The sequence below is a fragment of the Pseudomonas sp. CCOS 191 genome (assembly GCF_001007005.1).
GTDB classification, from domain to species: Bacteria; Pseudomonadota; Gammaproteobacteria; order Pseudomonadales; family Pseudomonadaceae; genus Aquipseudomonas; species Aquipseudomonas soli.
The window spans coordinates 4,307,378-4,324,921 of record NZ_LN847264.1 but is presented as its reverse complement, the minus strand read 5'-3'; the positions used below and the strand labels follow the sequence as shown (position 1 = coordinate 4,324,921).

15 protein-coding genes, 5 tRNA genes and 1 pseudogene are annotated in these 17,544 nt (G+C 64.3%); 14 read left to right on the top strand and 7 right to left on the bottom strand.

Annotation, left to right across the window (positions count from 1 at the left end; all coding sequences use genetic code 11):
• The first annotated feature begins 7 nt into the window (after positions 1–7).
• Complete coding sequence (locus CCOS191_RS19165; protein ID WP_046856562.1) at positions 8–1,228, top strand: winged helix-turn-helix domain-containing protein; 1,221 nt, start codon at positions 8–10, stop codon at positions 1,226–1,228.
• Here CCOS191_RS19165 and CCOS191_RS19160 read toward each other — a convergent pair.
• Positions 1,209–2,555 (bottom strand): class II 3-deoxy-7-phosphoheptulonate synthase, encoded by a 1,347-nt coding sequence (locus tag CCOS191_RS19160; protein ID WP_038705662.1) that lies wholly within the window; start codon positions 2,553–2,555, stop codon positions 1,209–1,211. The two genes, CCOS191_RS19165 and CCOS191_RS19160, sit on opposite strands and share 20 nt — an antisense overlap.
• Before the next feature lie 116 nt (positions 2,556–2,671).
• Between CCOS191_RS19160 and CCOS191_RS19155 the strand changes: the two genes are divergently transcribed.
• Together CCOS191_RS19155 and CCOS191_RS19150 are read left to right on the top strand one after the other, a co-directional pair.
• Positions 2,672–3,427, top strand: a complete 756-nt coding sequence (locus tag CCOS191_RS19155) for a spermidine synthase (RefSeq protein WP_023630401.1) — start codon at positions 2,672–2,674, stop codon at positions 3,425–3,427.
• A gap of 291 nt (positions 3,428–3,718) precedes the next feature.
• A pseudogene (locus CCOS191_RS19150) lies at positions 3,719–5,435 on the top strand (DEAD/DEAH box helicase).
• Positions 5,436–5,571: 136 nt separating this feature from the next.
• Here the strand turns inward: CCOS191_RS19150 and CCOS191_RS19145 are convergent.
• The gene (locus tag CCOS191_RS19145) at positions 5,572–6,324 is read right to left on the bottom strand and encodes a DODA-type extradiol aromatic ring-opening family dioxygenase (protein WP_046856561.1); all 753 of its coding nucleotides are present in this window, start codon (positions 6,322–6,324) and stop codon (positions 5,572–5,574) included.
• A gap of 101 nt (positions 6,325–6,425) precedes the next feature.
• On the opposite strand from CCOS191_RS19145, the gene CCOS191_RS19140 reads away from it, so the two are divergent.
• Entirely contained in the window at positions 6,426–7,076 is a 651-nt protein-coding gene (locus CCOS191_RS19140) for a thiopurine S-methyltransferase (RefSeq protein ID WP_046856560.1), read from the top strand.
• A gap of 60 nt (positions 7,077–7,136) precedes the next feature.
• Here the strand turns inward: CCOS191_RS19140 and htpX are convergent, their stop codons facing one another.
• Both htpX and CCOS191_RS19130 read right to left on the bottom strand, forming a co-directional pair.
• Positions 7,137–8,024, bottom strand: a complete 888-nt coding sequence (htpX, locus tag CCOS191_RS19135) for a protease HtpX (protein WP_038705666.1) — start codon at positions 8,022–8,024, stop codon at positions 7,137–7,139.
• Between the two features lie 479 nt (positions 8,025–8,503).
• Entirely contained in the window at positions 8,504–9,715 is a 1,212-nt protein-coding gene (locus CCOS191_RS19130) for a pyridoxal phosphate-dependent aminotransferase (RefSeq protein ID WP_046856559.1), read from the bottom strand.
• Positions 9,716–9,882: 167 nt separating this feature from the next.
• Between CCOS191_RS19130 and msrB the strand changes: the two genes are divergently transcribed.
• Positions 9,883–10,278 carry a peptide-methionine (R)-S-oxide reductase MsrB gene (gene msrB, locus CCOS191_RS19125; RefSeq protein ID WP_046856558.1) on the top strand — a complete coding sequence of 132 codons (396 nt, stop codon included), beginning with the start codon at positions 9,883–9,885 and terminating at the stop codon, positions 10,276–10,278.
• Positions 10,279–10,290: 12 nt separating this feature from the next.
• Positions 10,291–10,779, top strand: coding sequence for a glutathione peroxidase (locus tag CCOS191_RS19120; RefSeq protein WP_046856557.1), 489 nt, complete (start codon positions 10,291–10,293; stop codon positions 10,777–10,779).
• Here the strand turns inward: CCOS191_RS19120 and CCOS191_RS19115 are convergent.
• Positions 10,769–13,123, bottom strand: coding sequence for a response regulator (locus CCOS191_RS19115; protein ID WP_046856556.1), 2,355 nt, complete (start codon positions 13,121–13,123; stop codon positions 10,769–10,771). The two genes, CCOS191_RS19120 and CCOS191_RS19115, sit on opposite strands and share 11 nt — an antisense overlap.
• Before the next feature lie 186 nt (positions 13,124–13,309).
• Here CCOS191_RS19115 and CCOS191_RS19110 point away from each other — a divergent pair, with 186 nt between their 5' ends.
• The gene (locus CCOS191_RS19110; RefSeq protein ID WP_046856555.1) at positions 13,310–14,197 is read left to right on the top strand and encodes an ATP-binding protein; all 888 of its coding nucleotides are present in this window, start codon (positions 13,310–13,312) and stop codon (positions 14,195–14,197) included.
• Positions 14,198–14,680 (top strand): GAF domain-containing protein, encoded by a 483-nt coding sequence (locus CCOS191_RS19105; RefSeq protein WP_046856554.1) that lies wholly within the window; start codon positions 14,198–14,200, stop codon positions 14,678–14,680.
• An 84-nt stretch (positions 14,681–14,764) separates the two neighbouring features.
• Here the strand turns inward: CCOS191_RS19105 and CCOS191_RS19100 are convergent, their stop codons facing one another.
• Complete coding sequence (locus CCOS191_RS19100; RefSeq protein WP_046856553.1) at positions 14,765–15,532, bottom strand: hypothetical protein; 768 nt, start codon at positions 15,530–15,532, stop codon at positions 14,765–14,767.
• A 433-nt stretch (positions 15,533–15,965) separates the two neighbouring features.
• Between CCOS191_RS19100 and CCOS191_RS19095 the strand changes: the two genes are divergently transcribed.
• From CCOS191_RS19095 to CCOS191_RS19070, 6 genes are all read left to right on the top strand, one after another.
• Positions 15,966–16,041, top strand: a tRNA-Glu gene (locus tag CCOS191_RS19095).
• Between the two features lie 4 nt (positions 16,042–16,045).
• Positions 16,046–16,121 (top strand) — tRNA-Gly (locus CCOS191_RS19090).
• A gap of 92 nt (positions 16,122–16,213) precedes the next feature.
• Positions 16,214–16,289: transfer RNA gene (locus CCOS191_RS19085), tRNA-Glu, on the top strand.
• 4 nt (positions 16,290–16,293) lie between these two features.
• Positions 16,294–16,369: transfer RNA gene (locus CCOS191_RS19080), tRNA-Gly, on the top strand.
• A gap of 80 nt (positions 16,370–16,449) precedes the next feature.
• Positions 16,450–16,525: transfer RNA gene (locus tag CCOS191_RS19075), tRNA-Gly, on the top strand.
• A gap of 249 nt (positions 16,526–16,774) precedes the next feature.
• Positions 16,775–16,999, top strand: a complete 225-nt coding sequence (locus CCOS191_RS19070) for a hypothetical protein (protein ID WP_046856552.1) — start codon at positions 16,775–16,777, stop codon at positions 16,997–16,999.
• 67 nt (positions 17,000–17,066) lie between these two features.
• On the opposite strand, the gene CCOS191_RS19065 is transcribed toward CCOS191_RS19070, so the two are convergent.
• On the bottom strand, positions 17,067–17,477 hold the full coding sequence (locus CCOS191_RS19065) for a PA2817 family protein (protein WP_046856551.1): 411 nt from the start codon (positions 17,475–17,477) through the stop codon (positions 17,067–17,069).
• Positions 17,478–17,544: the final 67 nt, after the last annotated feature.

Sequence of the window (17,544 nt, the reverse complement as noted above, 5' to 3'; positions counted from 1 at the left end):
CCACCTCATGTCCTTCAGCTTGTCCCTTGCCCAGGCCCGCCGCCTGGCCTTGTCCGCCCAGGGCTTTGGCAAGTCGCCCGCGCAGCCGCCGACCCTCGCCAATCTCAAGCGCATGCTCCAGCGCCTGGGCGTGGTGCAGATCGACTCGGTCAATGCCCTGGTGCGCTCCCATTACCTGCCGTTGTTCTCGCGCCTTGGCGACTATCCAGCCGACCTGCTGGACCAGCTCGCCTGGGGCAAGCGCCGCCAGCGGCGGCTATTCGAATACTGGGGGCATGAGGCATCGCTGCTGCCGCTGGAGCTCTACCCGCTGATGCGCTGGCGCATGGCCCACGCCGCCGACGGCAAGGGCATCTACCGGCAACTGGCGACCTTTGGCCGGGAGCGACGCGAGGTCATCGACCGGGTATTGGCCGCCGTGCGCGAGCGCGGCGCTTTGGGTGCAGGCAGCCTGTCGACCCGTGAGGAGCGCGCCGGCCCTTGGTGGGACTGGAGCGAAGAAAAGCACGCGCTGGAATGGCTGTTCGCCGCTGGCGAGGTCACCGTGGCCGGGCGTCGCGGTTTCGAGCGCCTGTACGACCTGCCCGAGCGGGTGCTACCAGCAGAAATCCTCGATCAGGCCCAGCCCAGCGAGGCTGAAGCGCACCAGGGCCTGCTGCTGCACGCGGCCGGCGCCCTGGGCGTGGCCACCGAACAGGATCTGCGTGATTACTTTCGCCTCTCGCCGCAGCAGAGCAAGGCCGCCCTGGCTGTGCTGGTCGAGGACGGGCGCCTGCAGGCCTGCGCCGTGCAGGGCTGGAAACAGCCGGCCTATGTCGCGGACGTGCCACGGATTCCCCGGCGTATCGAAGCCAGCGCCTTGCTGTCGCCGTTCGATTCGTTGGTCTGGGCGCGGGATCGCACCGAGCGCCTGTTTGATTTCCGCTATCGCCTGGAGATCTACACCCCCGCGCACAAGCGGGTGTACGGCTACTACGTGCTGCCGTTCCTACACGACGGGCGCATCGCCGCGCGCCTGGACCTGCGTGCCGAGCGTGCCCACGGACGCCTGGCAGTGCATGCGGTGCACGAAGAGGCGATGGGGCTGGACGAGGCGGGCTACCAGGCGTTGGCGCTAAGCCTGCAGAAGCTGGCCAACTGGCTGGGCCTGGCGCAGGTGCAGCTCAACTGCCCCCGCGCCGAGGGCAGCCGGCTGCGTCAGGCGTTGCTCAGCGGCGTACCTGCTTGAGGGTTTCGGCGATCAGGAAGGCCAGTTCCAGCGACTGGTCGGCGTTCATGCGCGGGTCGCAGTGGGTGTGGTACCGGTCGGAGAGCGCGTCCTCGGTGATCGGCCGGGCGCCGCCAATGCACTCGGTGACGTTCTGCCCGGTCATCTCGATATGGATGCCACCGGCGTGGCTGCCCTCGGCCTGGTGCACCTGGAAGAACTGCTTGACCTCATCGAGGATCTGCGCGAAGTCGCGGGTCTTGTAGCCGCTGCTGGCCTTGATGGTGTTGCCATGCATCGGGTCCGAGCTCCACAGCACCTGGCGGCCCTCGCGCTGCACGGTGCGGATCAGCCCCGGCAGATGGTCGCCGACCTTGCCGGCGCCCATGCGCACGATCAGGTTCAGGCGGCCCGGGTCGTTGTCCGGGTTGAGCACGTCGATAAGGCGGATCAGCTCCTCGGGGTTCATGCTCGGGCCGACCTTGACCCCGATCGGGTTGTGCACGCCGCGCAGGAACTCGACGTGGGCGCCGTCGAGCTGGCGGGTGCGGTCGCCGATCCACAGCATGTGCGCCGAGCAGTCGTAGTAGTCGCCGGTCAGGCTGTCGCTGCGCACGAAGGCTTCTTCATAGTTGAGCAGCAGCGCTTCGTGGGCGGTGAAGAAGCTGGTTTCGCGCAGTTGCGGCGCCGTGTCCAGGCCGCAGGCGCGCATGAAGGCCAAGGTTTCGTCGATGCGGTTGGCCAGCTGGTGATACTTGTCGGCCAGCGCCGAGTTGGCGATGAAATCGAGGTTCCACTTGTGCACCTGGTGCAGATCGGCAAAGCCACCCTGGGCGAAGGCGCGCAGCAGGTTGAGGCTGGCGGTGGCCTGGTGGTAGGCCTGCAACAGGCGCTCGGGGTCGGGAATGCGGCTTTTCGCGTCGAAGCCGATGCCGTTGACGATGTCGCCACGGTAGGCGGGCAGGGTGACGTCGCCGATGGTTTCGTCGTTGGCCGAGCGTGGCTTGGCGAACTGCCCGGCCATGCGCCCGACCTTGACCACCGGGCAGCCGGCGGCGAAGGTCATGACAATGGCCATCTGCAGCAGCACCTTGAAGGTGTCGCGGATCTTCGCCGCGGAGAACTCGGCGAAGCTCTCGGCGCAATCGCCACCCTGCAGCAGGAACGCCCGGCCCTGGGTCACCTCGGCGAACTGCCGGCGCAGCTCGCGGGCTTCGCCGGCAAACACCAGCGGCGGGTAGCTGGCCAGGGTCTGCTCCACCTTCAGCAGGTGCGCGGCGTCGGGGTAGATCGGTTGCTGCTGGATCGGCAGGGTGCGCCAGCTGTCAGGGGTCCATTGTCGGGTCATTGCAAGCTCTATCCATAAGTGTCGTTAAGGCCTGCCAGCCATGGTACGCCCGCGCGTGCTTGTTGCACCACCGGCATTGGCGGACAATGGCGGTTTTGCGCGGGCAGGTGGTAGGGATGGCGACGGAGCGGGAAGAGCGGCTGCTGGCACGGGTCGAGGATGCCTTTGGCGTCATCAGCGTGTACGAGGTGGATGACTATCGCTTCCTCGAGTTCGGCGACGCCATCGAGCAGAGCTGCACCTTCACCGCCGACCCCAGCTGGCTGGAGTACGACTACACCCGCGCCATGCTGGTTGGCGCGCTGTGCCACGAACAGCCGGAAAGCGCGCTGTTCCTCGGCCTTGGCGCCGGCACCCTGACCCAGGCCTGCCTGAAGTTCCTGCCGCTGGAGGACGTCGAGGCCATCGAACTGCGCCCGGACGTGCCGCGCCTGGCCATGGAGTTCATGGGCCTGGACGACGATCCGCGGCTGTATGTGCGGGTAGGCGATGCCCTAGAGCTGCTGCCCAGCGCCGAAAAGGCCGACCTGCTGTTCGTCGACCTGTATACCGACTATGGCCCCGGCGTCGGGCATCTGGCCTGGGGGTTCCTGGAAAACTGCCAGAAGCAGCTCAACCCAGGGGGGTGGCTGGTGATCAACCAGTGGGCCGGGGACGATGGCAAGCCACTGGGCGCGGCCTTGTTGCGTGGGCTGTACCATCGCCATTACTGGGAACTGCCGGTGAAGGAGGGTAACGTGATCCTGCTGGTGCCGGCGGACCTGGAGCAGACGCTGGATATCGATGCCGTGCGGGCGCGGGCCGCAACCCTGGCGCCGCAGTTGGGGTACTCGCTGGAGTATCTGATCAAGGCCATCCGCCCGGCGACCTGAATGGATGAGGGCAGCGCCGAGCCTACGGGGAATCGATTCAGCCTGGATCCAATCCTGGCCTTGAGCTTAGAAATATTTCTCACAGTTCATGGCGGATTCGGGTATAGTACGCGCCGGTCTTTTAGCGGACCTCGAATCAGGTGGTGCAAATCCTCCGAACCCAGCTTCGGCTGCGCGTCCGCTAGTCGGACCTTCCCAAGATGTTCCTTTTTCAATCGTTTTCGCAAATCCCCGCCGCCAAAACTGCCTGGGTGACCGCTTGGTCTTTCAAGGCATGTGCAGTTTTGGAGCATGGGTCTTTGCGGATGCACCTAGAGGCAGACCCATGACCCAGGAAACCGGCGGATTCGCCGCTCTCGATCTCAATCCGAATATCGTTGCTGCTGTTCTGGCTACCGGCTACGAAGAGCCTTCGGCTATTCAGCATCAGTCGATCCCGATCATCCTCGCCGGTCACGACATGATCGGCCAGGCGCAGACTGGCACCGGCAAGACCGCTGCCTTCGCCCTGCCGATCCTCAACAAGATCGACGTGAGCAAGCGCGAACCGCAAGCCCTGATCCTGGCGCCAACCCGTGAGTTGGCGCTGCAAGTAGCCACCGCTTTCGAAACCTACGCCAAGCAGATGCCGGGCGTTAACGTGGTGGCTGTCTACGGTGGTGCCCCGATGGGCCCACAACTGCGTGCCATTCGTAACGGCGCGCAAATCGTCGTGGCCACCCCTGGCCGCCTGTGCGACCACCTGCGCCGCGACGAGAAAGTCCTGTCCACCGTTCAGTACCTGGTACTCGACGAAGCCGACGAAATGCTCAAGCTGGGCTTCATGGACGACCTCGAAGTGATCTTCGACGCCATCCCTGCAACCCGCCAGACCGTACTGTTCTCCGCCACCCTGCCGGCCTCGATCCGTGCCATCGCCGAGCGCCACCTGCGCGAGCCGAAGCACGTCAAGATCCAGAGCAAGACCCAGACCGTGACCGCGATCGAGCAGGCCCACCTGATGGTCCACGCCGACCAGAAGATCCCGGCCGTGCTGCGCCTGCTGGAAGTGGAAGAGTTCGACGCGCTGATCGCCTTCGTGCGTACCAAGCAAGCCACCCTGGACCTGGCCGCCGCCCTGGAAGCCAAAGGCTACAAGGCTGCCGCGCTGAACGGCGACATCGCCCAGAACCAGCGTGAGCGCGTGATCGACTCGCTCAAGGACGGCCGCCTGGACATCGTCGTCGCCACCGACGTCGCTGCCCGTGGTCTGGACGTGCCGCGCATCACCCACGTGTTCAACGTCGACATGCCGTACGATCCGGAGTCCTACGTGCACCGTATCGGCCGTACCGGCCGTGCCGGTCGCGATGGCCGTGCGCTGCTGCTGGTCACTCCGCGTGAGCGCCGCATGCTGCAGGTGATCGAGCGTGTCACCGGGCAGAAGGTTGCCGAAGCCCGCCTGCCTAACCCGCAGGCCGTGCTGGACGCACGCATCAAGAAGCTGACCAAGAGCCTGGCGCCACTGGTGGCCGAGTCCGAGGCCAGCCATGGCGAGCTGTTCGACCGCCTGACCGCCGACCTGGGTTGCAGTGCCCGTGCCCTGGCTTCGGCCCTGCTGCGCAAGGCCACCAATGGTCAGGCGCTGGACCTGGCTTCGGTAGAGCGCGAGCAGCCGCTGGTGCCGACCCACACTCCGCGTGAGCGCAGCACTGGCGAGCGTACCGAGCGTGGTGAGCGCAGCGACCGTGGTGACCGCGAGCGTCGCGCGCCGATGCCGCTGGCTGAAGGCCGCGTGCGTTGCCGTACCGCCCTGGGTGCCCGTGACGGCATCGCCGCCAAGAATCTGCTGGGCGCTATCCTCAACGAGGGTGGCCTGGCGCGTGATGCCATCGGTCGTATCCAGGTGCGTGACAGCTTCAGCCTGATCGAGCTGCCGGAAGACGGCCTCGAGCGTCTGCTGACCAAGCTCAAGGACACCCGCGTGGCCGGCAAGCAGCTGAAGCTGCGCCGCTACCGCGAGGACTGATCCTGGCGCTGCAATAAAAGATCCCCGGCCTAGGTCGGGGATTTTTTTTCCCAGTTTTCCACTTCAGCAGACTTTGGCACGCCCCCTGTGGGAGCCGGCTTGCCGGCGATAAGGTCAGTGCAGGCGCTGCCGGAGCTCAATCAAACCTGTAGATATCCATCCCCAGCACCCCCAGCGTGAATCCCTGGTGAACGATGCCAAACCGCTCGCCAGCGCCCATGGCGAAGAACAGCGGTAGCAGGTGCTCTTCACTGGGATGATTGCGCACTGCAAACGGTGCCTGGCGCCGATAGTCCACAAGCGCCGCCTCGTCTCCCGCCTTCAGCTGCTCCACCACCCAGTCGCGAAACGCCAGCGCCCAGGGCTCGACCGCATCCGGACCGGCGTGCCAGTCCAGCTCACCCAGGTTATGGGTGATGCTGCCCGAGCCGATCAGCAGGATGCCTTCCTCGCGCAGCTGCGCCAGCGCCTGGCCGACCTTCAGTTGCAGGGCGGGGCCGGCCTGGCTGGGCAGCGACACCTGGACTAGCGGAATGTCGGCCTGCGGATACATCAGCGACAGTGGCACCCAGGCACCATGGTCGAAAGGCCGCTGCTCATCCAGGCGGGCGCCGAGCAACCCGGCCAGCCGCTGCGCCAGTGCCGGTTCGCCGGGAGCCGGGTAGTGCACCGCGTACAGGGCCGGCGGAAAACCATGGAAGTCATGCCAGGTCTGCGGATGTGGGTTGCTCATCACCAGCAGTTCGCGGCTTTCCCAGTGCGCCGACACCACCACGATCGCCTTCGGGCGGGGCAGGGCGCGGGCCAGCGCGGCCAGGGCCGGGCCGCTGGCGCCGGGTTGCAGGGCGAGCATGGGTGAGCCATGGGAAATGAACAGGCTGGGCAGCATGGTGGGGTCCTGGCAGGTAAGATGCTGCCATCTTCGATCAGCTTTCGATCGAGATCCAATATAAGTTTTCACAGTTTTTTATCGAAAAACCGGGAGGGATCATGGAGCCAGCGTTCTGGCACAAGCGGTGGGCGGACAACCAGATCGGCTTTCACCAGGCTCAGGTGAACCCGTACCTGCAGGCGCACTGGCCGGCGTTGGGGCTGGCCCCGGGCGCACGGGTGCTGGTGCCGCTGTGTGGCAAGAGCCTGGACATGCTCTGGCTGGCCGCGCAAGGGTATCGGGTGCTGGGGGTGGAGCTGTCGCGGCGGGCGGTGGAGGATTTCTTCGCCGAGCACGGGCTGTTGGCGCAGGTGACGCGGCACGGGGGCTTCGAGGTGTGGCGCAGCGACGAGCTGGAGCTGTGGTGCGGCGATGTGTTCGCCCTGCGTGCCGAGGATCTGGCTGATTGCGCGGGGGTGTACGACCGGGCGGCGTTGATCGCCTTGCCGGAGCCGATGCGCGAGCGCTACATGGCATTGTTGGGCGAGCAGTTACCAGCGGCCTGCCGCGGCCTGCTGGTGACCCTCGACTACGACCAGGCCGTGATCGACGGGCCGCCGTTCTCGGTGCCGGACGCCGAGGTGCGGGCAGGGTTTGCCGGGTGGCGGGTCGATGAGGTCGAGGCGCGGGAGATTCTCGACGAGAGTCCGAAGTTTCTCAAAGCTGGTGTCGAAAGTTTGGTTGAGCGAGTCTACAGCGTTCGGCGTTGAAGCCATCGCGGGGCAATGAAAAAGGGCGACCGAAGTCGCCCTTTCTTGTTGCTGCCTGGATCAGCCGCGACGGCGCAGGGCGTCGATGCGGTCTTCCAGCGGCGGGTGGCTCATCAGCAAGCCGGCCAGGCCATGCTTCAGGCCGCCGTTGATGCCGAAGGCCTTCATCGTGTCGGGCATGTGCACCGGCAGGCCCTGCTCGGAGCGCAGGCGCTGCAGCGCGCCGATCATCGCGCCGGTGCCGGCCAGGTGGGCGCCGGCCTCGTCGGCGCGGAACTCGCGGCGGCGCGAGTACCACATGACGATGATGCTGGCGAGGATGCCCAGCACCAGCTCGGCGACGATGGTCGCGATGAAGTAGGCGATACCGTGGCCTTCTTCGTTCTTGAAGATCACCCGGTCGACGAAGTTGCCGATGATGCGGGCGAAGAACATCACGAAGGTGTTCACCACGCCCTGCACCAGCGCCATGGTGACCATGTCGCCGTTGGCCACGTGACCGATCTCGTGGGCCAGCACCGCGCGCACTTCATCGGGCGAGAAGCGCTCCAGCAGGCCCTGGGACACCGCCACCAGCGCGTCGTTGCGGTTCCAGCCGGTGGCGAAGGCGTTGGCCTCGTAGGCCGGGAAGATGCCTACCTCGGGCATCTTGATGCCGGCCTCGCGGGACAGCTCCTCGACGGTCTGCAGCAGCCACTGCTCGTGACGGGTGCGGGGCTGGGTGATGATCTGGGTGCCGGTGGTCATCTTCGCCATCCACTTGGAGATGAACAGCGAGACGAGCGAGCCAGCAAAACCGAACACGGCGCAGAAGACCAGCAGCTGGCCGAGGTTGAGGTCAACCCCGTTGGCGGCCATGAACCCGTTGAAGCCGAACAGGCTCAGGGTAATGCTTGCAACCAGCACCACCGCGAGGTTGGTGGCTACAAACAACAGAATGCGCATCATGGTTGTTACGTTCTCCTGACGGATGAGTTTGTTGCGTACTGCGGGGTATATAAGGGGGAGGGCGCTGCTATTCAACCGGGCGACTATTTCAAACTGTGTACGCGAGGAGTATGGCAGAGGATGCCGTGAGGGCTGTGGGGTAGAGCGTTGCAGGATGTGAGCAGATTCATTGGGTACGGCGTGCTGATTTTGTCGTGGTCGAGACCGAGCGCCGCCCGCGCGGCGCATCGCGGATGAATCCGCTCCTACATTCGTTGCAACGTGGCCATGCCTGATAGGCCATGGTTGTAAGCCTTGTGCGCACGACGCGATTTTTCGGCGGGCATTGTTGCCGCCCCACCTGTCTCAAGCCTTGCGCCAAGGCTGGCAACCATGGCCTGACAGGTTCGGTACGTTGCAACAAATGTAGGAGCGGATTCATCCGCGATGCGCCGCGCGGGCGGTGCTCGATTTCGGCGCCACCACAAAAACCAAGCCTATTACTGCGAATAGGTGCGCAGGAAGTTGCCGATACGCCCGATCGCCTGTTCCAGGTCATCCACCCGCGGCAAGGTCACCACGCGGAAGTGGTCCGGCCACGGCCAGTTGAACGCCGTGCCCTGGACGATCAGCAGTTTCTCCGACAGCAGCAGGTCGAGCGCGAATTTCTCGTCGTTGAGGATCGGGCAGACCTTCGGGTCGATACGCGGGAAGGCGTACAGCGCGCCCATCGGCTTGACGCAACTGACCCCGGGGATTTCGTTGAGCAGCTCGTAGGTGCGGTTGCGCTGCTCCAGCAGGCGGCCCGGCGGCAGCACCAGGTCGTTGATGCTCTGGTAGCCGCCCAGGGCGGTCTGGATGGCGTGCTGGGCCGGCACGTTGGCGCACAGGCGCATGTTGGCCAGCATGTCGATGCCTTCGATGTAGCTCGTGGCGTGGTGCTTGGGCCCGGAGATGATCAGCCAGCCGGAGCGGAAGCCCGCCACCCGGTACGACTTGGACAGGCCGTTGAAGGTCAGGCACAGCAGGTCCGGGGCCAGCGACGCGGTGCTGATGTGCACGGCCTCGTCGTAGAGAATCTTGTCGTAGATCTCGTCGGAGAACACCACCAGGTTGTGCTGGCGCGCCAGCTCCAGCATGCCCAGCAGCAGCTCCTTGGAGTACACCGCGCCGGTCGGGTTGTTCGGGTTGATGATCACCAATGCCTTGGTGTTCGGGGTGATCTTGGCCTTGATGTCGTCAAGGTCCGGGAACCAGTCGGCCTGCTCGTCGCACAGGTAGTGCACCGGCTTGCCGCCGGCCAGGCTCACCGCGGCGGTCCACAGCGGGTAGTCGGGCGCCGGGATCAACACTTCGTCGCCGTTGTTGAGCAGCGCCTGCATGGACATGACGATCAGCTCGGACACGCCGTTGCCGAGGTAGATGTCCTCGATGGTGACGCCTTCGATTTCCTTCTGCTGGCAGTACTGCATCACCGCCTTGCGCGCGCTGAACAGGCCCTTGGAGTCGCTGTAGCCCTGGGCGGTGGGCAGGTTGCGGATGACGTCCTGGAGGATCTCGTCCGGCGCCTCGAAACCAAACGGCGCCGGGTTGCCGATGTTCAGCTTGAGGATGCGATGGCCTTCCTCTTCCAGGCGTTTGGCGTGCTTGAGCACTGGGCCGCGAATGTCGTAGCAGACATTGGCGAGCTTGTTCGATTTGCTGAACTGCATGATGAGATCCCGAGTGAGAATACGCGCCGCCTTCTTTCGAAAGGTTTGAAAGGGCGGGAACCGGGTGCCAGACTGGCTGCCTTGCACACGAAGCCAACTAATATACGTGCCACCCGCGCCAGGGAAAAGCCGGTGCGAGGTGAAATTCAGCCTGCCGAGGTCCCACCATGCAAAAGATCGACAAAACCCTGGACGAATGGCGCGCCATGCTCGATCCGGCCCAGTACCAGGTGTGCCGCCTGAAAGGCACCGAGCGGCCGTTCAGCGGCAAGTACAACAGCGAGCGCCGCGACGGCGTCTACCACTGCATCTGCTGCGACCTGCCGCTGTTCTCCTCCAATGCCAAGTTCGATTCCGGCTGCGGCTGGCCGAGCTTCTACGAGCCGATCGAAGAGGCCGCGATGATCGAGATCCGCGACACCTCCCACGGCATGATCCGCACCGAAGTCACCTGCGCCCAGTGCGACGCCCACCTGGGCCATGTATTTCCCGACGGCCCGCCGCCGACCGGGCTACGCTACTGCATCAACTCGGTATGCCTGGACTTCAAGCCACGCGATTGACGGAGAGCGAACATGGCCGATGCGCTGCTGGACATCCCCTGCGTCACCCTTGGCGGTGAGCAGAAAGTGCTGGGCGACTTCGCCGGCAAGGCGCTGCTGGTGGTCAACACCGCCAGCCAGTGCGGTTTCACCCCGCAGTACAAAGGGCTCGAGCGCCTGTGGCAGGACTATCAGCGCCAGGGCCTGGTGGTGCTGGGCTTCCCCTGCAACCAGTTCGGCAAGCAAGAGCCGGGCGACGCCCGGGAGATCGCGCAGTTCTGCGAGCTCAACTTCGGCGTGAGCTTCCCGCTGTTTCGCAAGATCGAAGTCAACGGCCCCGGCGCCCACCCGCTGTTCGCCGAGCTCAAGCGCCGTGCGCCGGGCCTGCTGGGTACGCAGAAGATCAAGTGGAACTTCACCAAGTTCCTGGTCGACCCGCGCAGCGGCAAGGTCACCCGCTTTGCCCCGACCACCAAGCCCGAAGCGTTGAAAGCGGCGATAGAGCCGCTGCTCAACCGCTGACCGGCACCCAGTGCTCGATCAGCGCCAGCAGTTCCTCGCGCCGGAACGGCTTGGCCAGGTAGCCGTTCATGCCCGCGGCGCGGCAGCGTTCGCGCTCCTCGGGCATGGCGTTGGCAGTCAGCGCGACGATCGGCAGCTCCGGCCAGCGGCTGCTCTGGCGGATGCGCCGGCTGGCCTCGTAGCCGTCCATCACCGGCATGTTGCAGTCCATCAGCACCAGGTCGAAGCTGTCCCGTTCCAGGTAGTCGAGGGCCTCCTGGCCGTGGGCGGCCACCTGCACCTGGCAGCCGAGCTTGCCGAGCATGCCCTTGGCCACCAGTTGGTTCACCGGGTTGTCCTCTACCAGCAGGATGCGTGCCCGCAACTCGCGCGAGGCCGGCACCTCGTGGGGCAGCGGCGCGTTGGGCTCCCCTTGCAGGGTGCGGCGTAGCGTCTGGTACAGGGCATTGCGCGCCAGGGGCCGGGCCAGCTGCTGCAAGGGTTGCAGTTGCTCGGCCTGTTCGGCAGGCAGGAAGTTGCCGTAGGCGGTCACCAGCAGGATCGGCGCCGCGATGGCCGGGCGCAGGTCCAGTACGTGTTCCAGGTCGTCGGTGATCAGCAGGTCGACCGGCAGGCCAGCCAGTGCGCTGGCGTCTTCATGGCGCACGTATTCCAGCCCCCAGCGCGGCAGCAGCCCTTGCAGCAGCTCGGCCAGGCCGCTGCCGGGGTTGCCCAGGGCCACCACGCGTCCACTTATGGCCGCCGGCGGGATCGCCTCGGTATGCGCCGGTAGTGGCAGGTCGGCGCTGAAACGGCTGCCGAAGCCGGTTTCGGAATGAATATGCAGATGTCCCTGCATGGCCTTGCACAGGTTGCGGGTCAGGGCCAGGCCCAGCCCGGTGCCGCCGTATTGGCGGGTGATACCGGCGCCGGCCTGGGTAAACGGCTGAAAGATCCGTGCCTGGGCCTCCTCGGGGATGCCGATGCCGGTGTCGCTGACTTCCAGGCGCACGCCGCCGACGATGCTGCTCAGGCGTACATCGACACGCCCGAAGCGGGTGAACTTGAGCGCATTGGACAGCAGGTTGCTGACGATCTGCCGTACCCGCGTCGGGTCGCCCAGCACCGTGCTGGGAAAGTCCGGGGCGATCAGGCAGGTCAGTTCGACACTGGGCGCGGCATTCTGCGACAGCAGGTTCGCGGTGTCCTCGACCATCGCGCCGAGGTCGAACGGGATGCGCTCGAGCTCCAACTGGCCGGCGTCGAACTTCGACAGGTCGAGGATATCGTTGAGCAGCTCCACCAGCACCTTGCCCGAGTCGTGGGCGATCGACAGCTGCTGGCGCTGCTCGGCGGCCAGGCCGCTGTCCAGCGCCAGGGCGATCATGCCCAGCATGCCGTTGAGCGGCGTGCGGATCTCGTGGCTCATGTTGGCCAGGAAGGCGGCGCGGGCCTGGGCCATGTCCAGGGCGCGCTGGCGCGCTTCGTCCAGCTCCTGGTTGGACAGGCTCAGGCGGCTGTTGCTGGCCTTGAGCTCGTTGGTGCGAGCCGAGACGATATCTTCCAGCTCGTTGAGGTACTGGGTCAGACGGTTCTCGGCGGTGCGCCGCTGCTGGATCTCGGTGGCCATGCTGACGAACTGCTGGTTGGCGACCCGTACCAGCACGCCGATCTCGTCGTTCTCGTGGCCCTTGGGGCAGTCCACGCGGTTCTGCCTGGGCGTGCGCGCATCGTTGCCGCTGAGCGCGCCGATCACCGTCACCAGCGGCTTGGTCAGCATCAGGTAGAACAGCGCCAGGAGAATACCGGTGAGCACCAGGCTGCGGGCGAAGCCGTTGACCAGGGTGACCCCGGCGCGGTCGAGGAAGCGCCCGCCGAAGGCGTAGGTGTCGACGTCCAGGTACAGGGTGCCGAGGTATTCCTCGGGCATATGGGCGAGGAACAGCCGGTCCTGGAACACCCGCTGCTCGCCGAACAGGAAGTCCGACAACGGCCGGTAGCGGCTTTCCATGCGCGGCCGCTGCACGTCGGCCAGCACCGTGTCGTTGTTGTCGATCAACCGCGCACGGATCAGCGCCGGGGATTTCAACAGCCCGCCGGTCAGCTCCTGGGCAAGCTCCGTGTCGATGTTGTAGGCGATGCGCGAGGCCGTGTCGTGGCTGATCTTCAGCAGCGCCTGAATTTCACGGTTGATGGACGCGTCTTCGCTGGCATAATCGATGCCGATCTGGATGAGACTGAGCAATGTTCCCAGGATGAAGCCGACCAGGACTGTCAACCGGGCTTGCTTGTATGACAGGCGATTGGTGAACTTGATATCCATGGGTCCCAAGCCGGTTACTTGCTCCGTGCGCTGCGCAAGCATAGCCGATCAGCCCTGGCTGCTGGCGGGTCTGTCTGTTCATTTCAGTTGATCGTCGATTAAGGGCCGCTGCGCGCCCCATCGCCGGCAAGCCGGCTCCCACAGGTGATCACTCTTCACTGTGGGAGCCGGCTTGCCGGCGATGGGGCGCGCAGCGGCCCCAAAAAACTGAAATCAATAGGAGTCGCCATGGACGCCCGCCTTACCGCTTTTCTCGACCGCGCCGAATCAGTCCTCGCCCGCCTCGAACCCCTGCTGCCTGCCCCGCGCCCGGACATCGACTGGAGCCGCACACTCGCCGCCCGCTGGCAGCGCGATGGCCGCAGCGGCTACCTGATGCCGCTGGAGGTCAGCCTCGATATCCGCCTGTCCGACCTGATCGGCGTCGACCAGCAGCGCGAGCAGCTGGGCCGCAACACCCACCAGTTCATCAACGGCCTGCCCGCCAACCACGCCCTGCTGTGGGGCTCGCGCGGCACCGGCAAGTCGTCGCTGGTGCGCGCGCTGTTGGCCGAGCACGCAGGCCAGGGCCTGCGCCTGATCGAAATCGAGCGCGACCACCTGGCCGACCTGCCGCGGGTGGTCGAGCAGCTGCACAAGCTCGAGCAGCGCTTCATCCTGTTCTGTGACGACCTCTCGTTCGAGGCCGGGGAGGGCGACTACCGGGTGCTCAAGAGCGTGCTCGACGGCTCGCTGGAGCAGGCCCCGGACAACGTGCTGCTGTACGCCACCTCCAACCGCCGCCACCTGGTGCCGGAGAAGCAGAGCGACAACGAAAACTGGAAGATGGTCGACGGCGAGCTGCACCCCAACGAAGCGGTGGAGGACAAGATCGCCTTGTCCGACCGCTTCGGCCTGTGGCTGTCGTTCTACCCGTTCAGCCAGGAGCATTTCCTCAACGTGGTCGAACACTGGATCGGCCAGCTGGCGCGCCCGGCCGGGCTGCGCTGGCAGCGTGACGAAGCGCTGGACATCCTCGCCGTGCGCTGGGCCACTGGCCGCGGCAACCGTAATGGCCGTTGTGCCTATCAGTTCGCCCGCTACTGGGTCGGGCTGCAATTGCTGGAGCAGAAATAAATGATCGACCTCAACGCCAGTGGCCAAGGCCTCGATGGCTACGACCTGCTGGCCGCGCAAGTGCAGGCGCTGTTCGCCGACGAGCGTGACTTCATCGCCAATGCCGCACAGTTCTCGGCGTTTCTCTACAACCAGGTGGAGGACTTGAACTGGGCGGGCTTCTATATCAACCGCAACGAAGAGCTGGTGCTCGGCCCGTTCCAGGGCCAGGTGGCCTGCGTGCGCATTCCGTTCAGCCGTGGTGTGTGCGGCGCCGCGGCGGCCACCCGCAGCACCCAGCGAGTGGAGGACGTGCATGCCTTCCCCGGGCATATCGCCTGCGACAGTGCGTCGAACAGCGAGCTGGTGATTCCGCTGGTCAAGGCGGGCAGGCTGATCGGCGTGCTCGACCTGGACAGCCCGAAGCTGGCGCGCTTCAGCGCGGCCGACCAGGCGGGGCTGGAGCGCCTGGTCGAGGTGTTCCTCGAGTTGACCGACTGCTGAAATGAACAAGGGGCCTGCGAAGGCCCCTTGTTCTTGGATGTTACGGCGTGGAAGCGGGCTTGCCCCGCGACAGGGTCGGCACTGTCAGTCGTAGATCACCTTCTTCTTCCAGGTCTCGTCCTCATCGGTCTTGAGCCCCTGGGTCAGCGCGTTCTGGTCGTTCTCTGCCGGCTCCATCTGGTCCAGCACCTGGGCGTTGGCCCGGTTCAGCAGTTTCTCCATGTAGGTCAGCTGCTCTTCGTACTGCTTGGGCTCCGGCTGCTTGCGCAGGTACTGCACGCCACGCTCGAAGGCCAGGCGGGCCTGGCCCGGTTGGTTCTGCTGCAGGGCCTGCTGGCCGAGGTTGTTGAAGAACTCGATATGCAGCAGCACCAGGATATGGCGGATCTCCTTGACCCAGTACTTGCCTTCGTTGGTCGCCAGGAAGCCTTCCTGGGTGGCGCGCACGATCTGGTTGTGCAGCAGCTCCAGCAGAAAGCGCACGTCCTTGGCCTTGACCTCGGTGTGGATCGGCGCGGGCGGGTTGCTTACCGGGATGCGCTCACCCAGGCCAATCAGCCCCTCCAGCTCGGCGATGCGCGCCTTGAGGTCGCCGCTGTGCTTGTCCAGGGCCAGCTGGCGCTGGTTGAGGTTCAGTTCGAGGCGGGTCAGCAGCAGCTTCAGCGCGGGCGTCATGAACTGCCCGGGGAAGGTCTCGGTGATCTCGCCGCAGCGGCGCAGGCGGTCGGCCAGTTCGACCTTGAGCCGTGCACGCTCGAGCTTGCCGTTTTCGACCACATTGTTCAGGTAGCCGATCACGATCAGCAGCGCGATACCTGCAACGATAAGCAGGGTGATCAGAAGTGGTGTCACCGTTAACGCCTCATGAAGAAGTTTTGCATCTATCGAGAGTGTAGTGAGTCCGCCCGAAAGCGAACAGTGCAGCCCGGCGGAACAGCCTGCGCTCCATTGAATCTGTGGTGGATTCATGGAAGTCGACTTGCCCCGCGATCAGGCCCTCAAGCCTTGTCTATATGTATCGGCCTGTAATCCAAAACCTACAGATGCTGGCACATCGCTACGAGCTTGCCGAGCCGGCGTCAGAAAAGCAACGCCAATCCCCGGACACATCCTGCATCACTGCCTATGACGACTGGAAGTCATTGATTTAAATAAATTTGTACAAAGGGGTTGACGACCTTGCGAGGCATCCATAGAATGCGCGCCACTTGCAGCGTAAAGCACACAGCGAAACGCGGCAGGGAGTGAAAGCAAGCAGTACTTTAATAGGTAGTGCGAGCAGCGTGTCCCCTTCGTCTAGTGGCCTAGGACACCGCCCTTTCACGGCGGTAACAGGGGTTCGAGTCCCCTAGGGGACGCCACATTGCGGGAATAGCTCAGTTGGTAGAGCACGACCTTGCCAAGGTCGGGGTCGCGAGTTCGAGTCTCGTTTCCCGCTCCAGTTTCTCCGGCACTGCTTCGGCAGGGCAGGAAAAGAAAATCCAGGCTGAATCGTGAGGTTCATGTGCTGGTGCGCTGCAAAGCGTCGGCTTAGTCCCCTTCGTCTAGTGGCCTAGGACACCGCCCTTTCACGGCGGTAACAGGGGTTCGAGTCCCCTAGGGGACGCCATATTGCGGGAATAGCTCAGTTGGTAGAGCACGACCTTGCCAAGGTCGGGGTCGCGAGTTCGAGTCTCGTTTCCCGCTCCAGTTTCAACGCATCGTTTCGGCGGTGCCGGTGGTGAAGGTCTTCAAGGCGCTTCACGCCACATGCGGTAAAGCTTCACCCTGCGGGAATAGCTCAGTTGGTAGAGCACGACCTTGCCAAGGTCGGGGTCGCGAGTTCGAGTCTCGTTTCCCGCTCCAAATTGAAAACGCCACTTCGTTTGAAGTGGCGTTTTTTTTTGCTCGCATGGTTGGTTTTTTGGGGCGAACTGGCTCAGCACACCTATCAATTTTACTAGTTGGCTAATGTCGCCTGGGGGAGTACAACGGCATGGCGCTACTCTTTACGTGCCCGATGTTCGTACTCATTTCATCAGTTATTACTCTGTCGGGGGAGAATGTTGGGCGCACCTGATCCCACTCCGTTCTGCCTTTAACAAGGAAGGAGCAATGACCGTGACGATCGAAAAGACGGATTTGGAAGTCCAGCTGGAGATATGTAAACGGGCGGTCGATGCGTGGAGGCGTTATGAAGAAAGTAAAGGGCAGCGCCCCCCTTCGCAGGTAGAGCGACTTCGACTGGAAGCCGAGTTCTTATTTTCTTCGGCGCATCATTTTTTTGGGGGCAAGACTAGTATTCCCCCTGACTCGCTAGATCGTGATTTGTCAGAGTGAGTTCACTTGCCCCGCTCTGCAATTGGGGTTCCCGGCCCAGAAAAGGCCGGGATGCATCTACACCAGATCAGTGACTATCACCCTGAGCAGGCTTGGCCAGCAGTTGCTTTTCTTGGTGCCAATCAAACGCTTCGCCGTTCTGCTCTGCTTCGTACCGACGCTCTTCTAGCGTCTGGTAAAGCTCCAGCTCTTCATCCGGCATAAAGTGCAGGCAGTCGCCAGCAAAGAACCACAGCAAATCACGTGGCACCAGATGGGCGATCTGCGGATAGCGCTGGATCACCTGGCAGATCAGGTCCTGACCCAGGTATTGGCTTTCCAACGGGTCCTGCGGCAGCAGGGTGAGCAGTTCGTCGAAGCGCTCGAGGAACAGGGCGTGGCTTTCCTCCGGGACCTGTTCGGCTTCACCCAGCGCGGCCAGGATGGTGCGCAGGTGGTGGAGCAGTTGCAGGTGGTATTCCAGGTGGGGGTTGGCCATGGCGGCGCTCCTCGGTGGTTGAAACGGGGGGCGGAGTATACGCCGGTTTTGCCCGGGCTGGCAGCGC

Coding starts and splice junctions, on each gene's coding strand:
- CCOS191_RS19165 (WP_046856562.1), top strand. CDS start 8: ATGTCCTTCAGCTTGTCCCTTGCCCAGGCCCGCCGCCTGGCCTTGTCC.
- CCOS191_RS19160 (WP_038705662.1), bottom strand. CDS start 2,555: ATGACCCGACAATGGACCCCTGACAGCTGGCGCACCCTGCCGATCCAG.
- CCOS191_RS19155 (WP_023630401.1), top strand. CDS start 2,672: ATGGCGACGGAGCGGGAAGAGCGGCTGCTGGCACGGGTCGAGGATGCC.
- CCOS191_RS19145 (WP_046856561.1), bottom strand. CDS start 6,324: ATGCTGCCCAGCCTGTTCATTTCCCATGGCTCACCCATGCTCGCCCTG.
- CCOS191_RS19140 (WP_046856560.1), top strand. CDS start 6,426: ATGGAGCCAGCGTTCTGGCACAAGCGGTGGGCGGACAACCAGATCGGC.
- htpX (WP_038705666.1), bottom strand. CDS start 8,024: ATGATGCGCATTCTGTTGTTTGTAGCCACCAACCTCGCGGTGGTGCTG.
- CCOS191_RS19130 (WP_046856559.1), bottom strand. CDS start 9,715: ATGCAGTTCAGCAAATCGAACAAGCTCGCCAATGTCTGCTACGACATT.
- msrB (WP_046856558.1), top strand. CDS start 9,883: ATGCAAAAGATCGACAAAACCCTGGACGAATGGCGCGCCATGCTCGAT.
- CCOS191_RS19120 (WP_046856557.1), top strand. CDS start 10,291: ATGGCCGATGCGCTGCTGGACATCCCCTGCGTCACCCTTGGCGGTGAG.
- CCOS191_RS19115 (WP_046856556.1), bottom strand. CDS start 13,123: ATGCTTGCGCAGCGCACGGAGCAAGTAACCGGCTTGGGACCCATGGAT.
- CCOS191_RS19110 (WP_046856555.1), top strand. CDS start 13,310: ATGGACGCCCGCCTTACCGCTTTTCTCGACCGCGCCGAATCAGTCCTC.
- CCOS191_RS19105 (WP_046856554.1), top strand. CDS start 14,198: ATGATCGACCTCAACGCCAGTGGCCAAGGCCTCGATGGCTACGACCTG.
- CCOS191_RS19070 (WP_046856552.1), top strand. CDS start 16,775: ATGACCGTGACGATCGAAAAGACGGATTTGGAAGTCCAGCTGGAGATA.
- CCOS191_RS19065 (WP_046856551.1), bottom strand. CDS start 17,477: ATGGCCAACCCCCACCTGGAATACCACCTGCAACTGCTCCACCACCTG.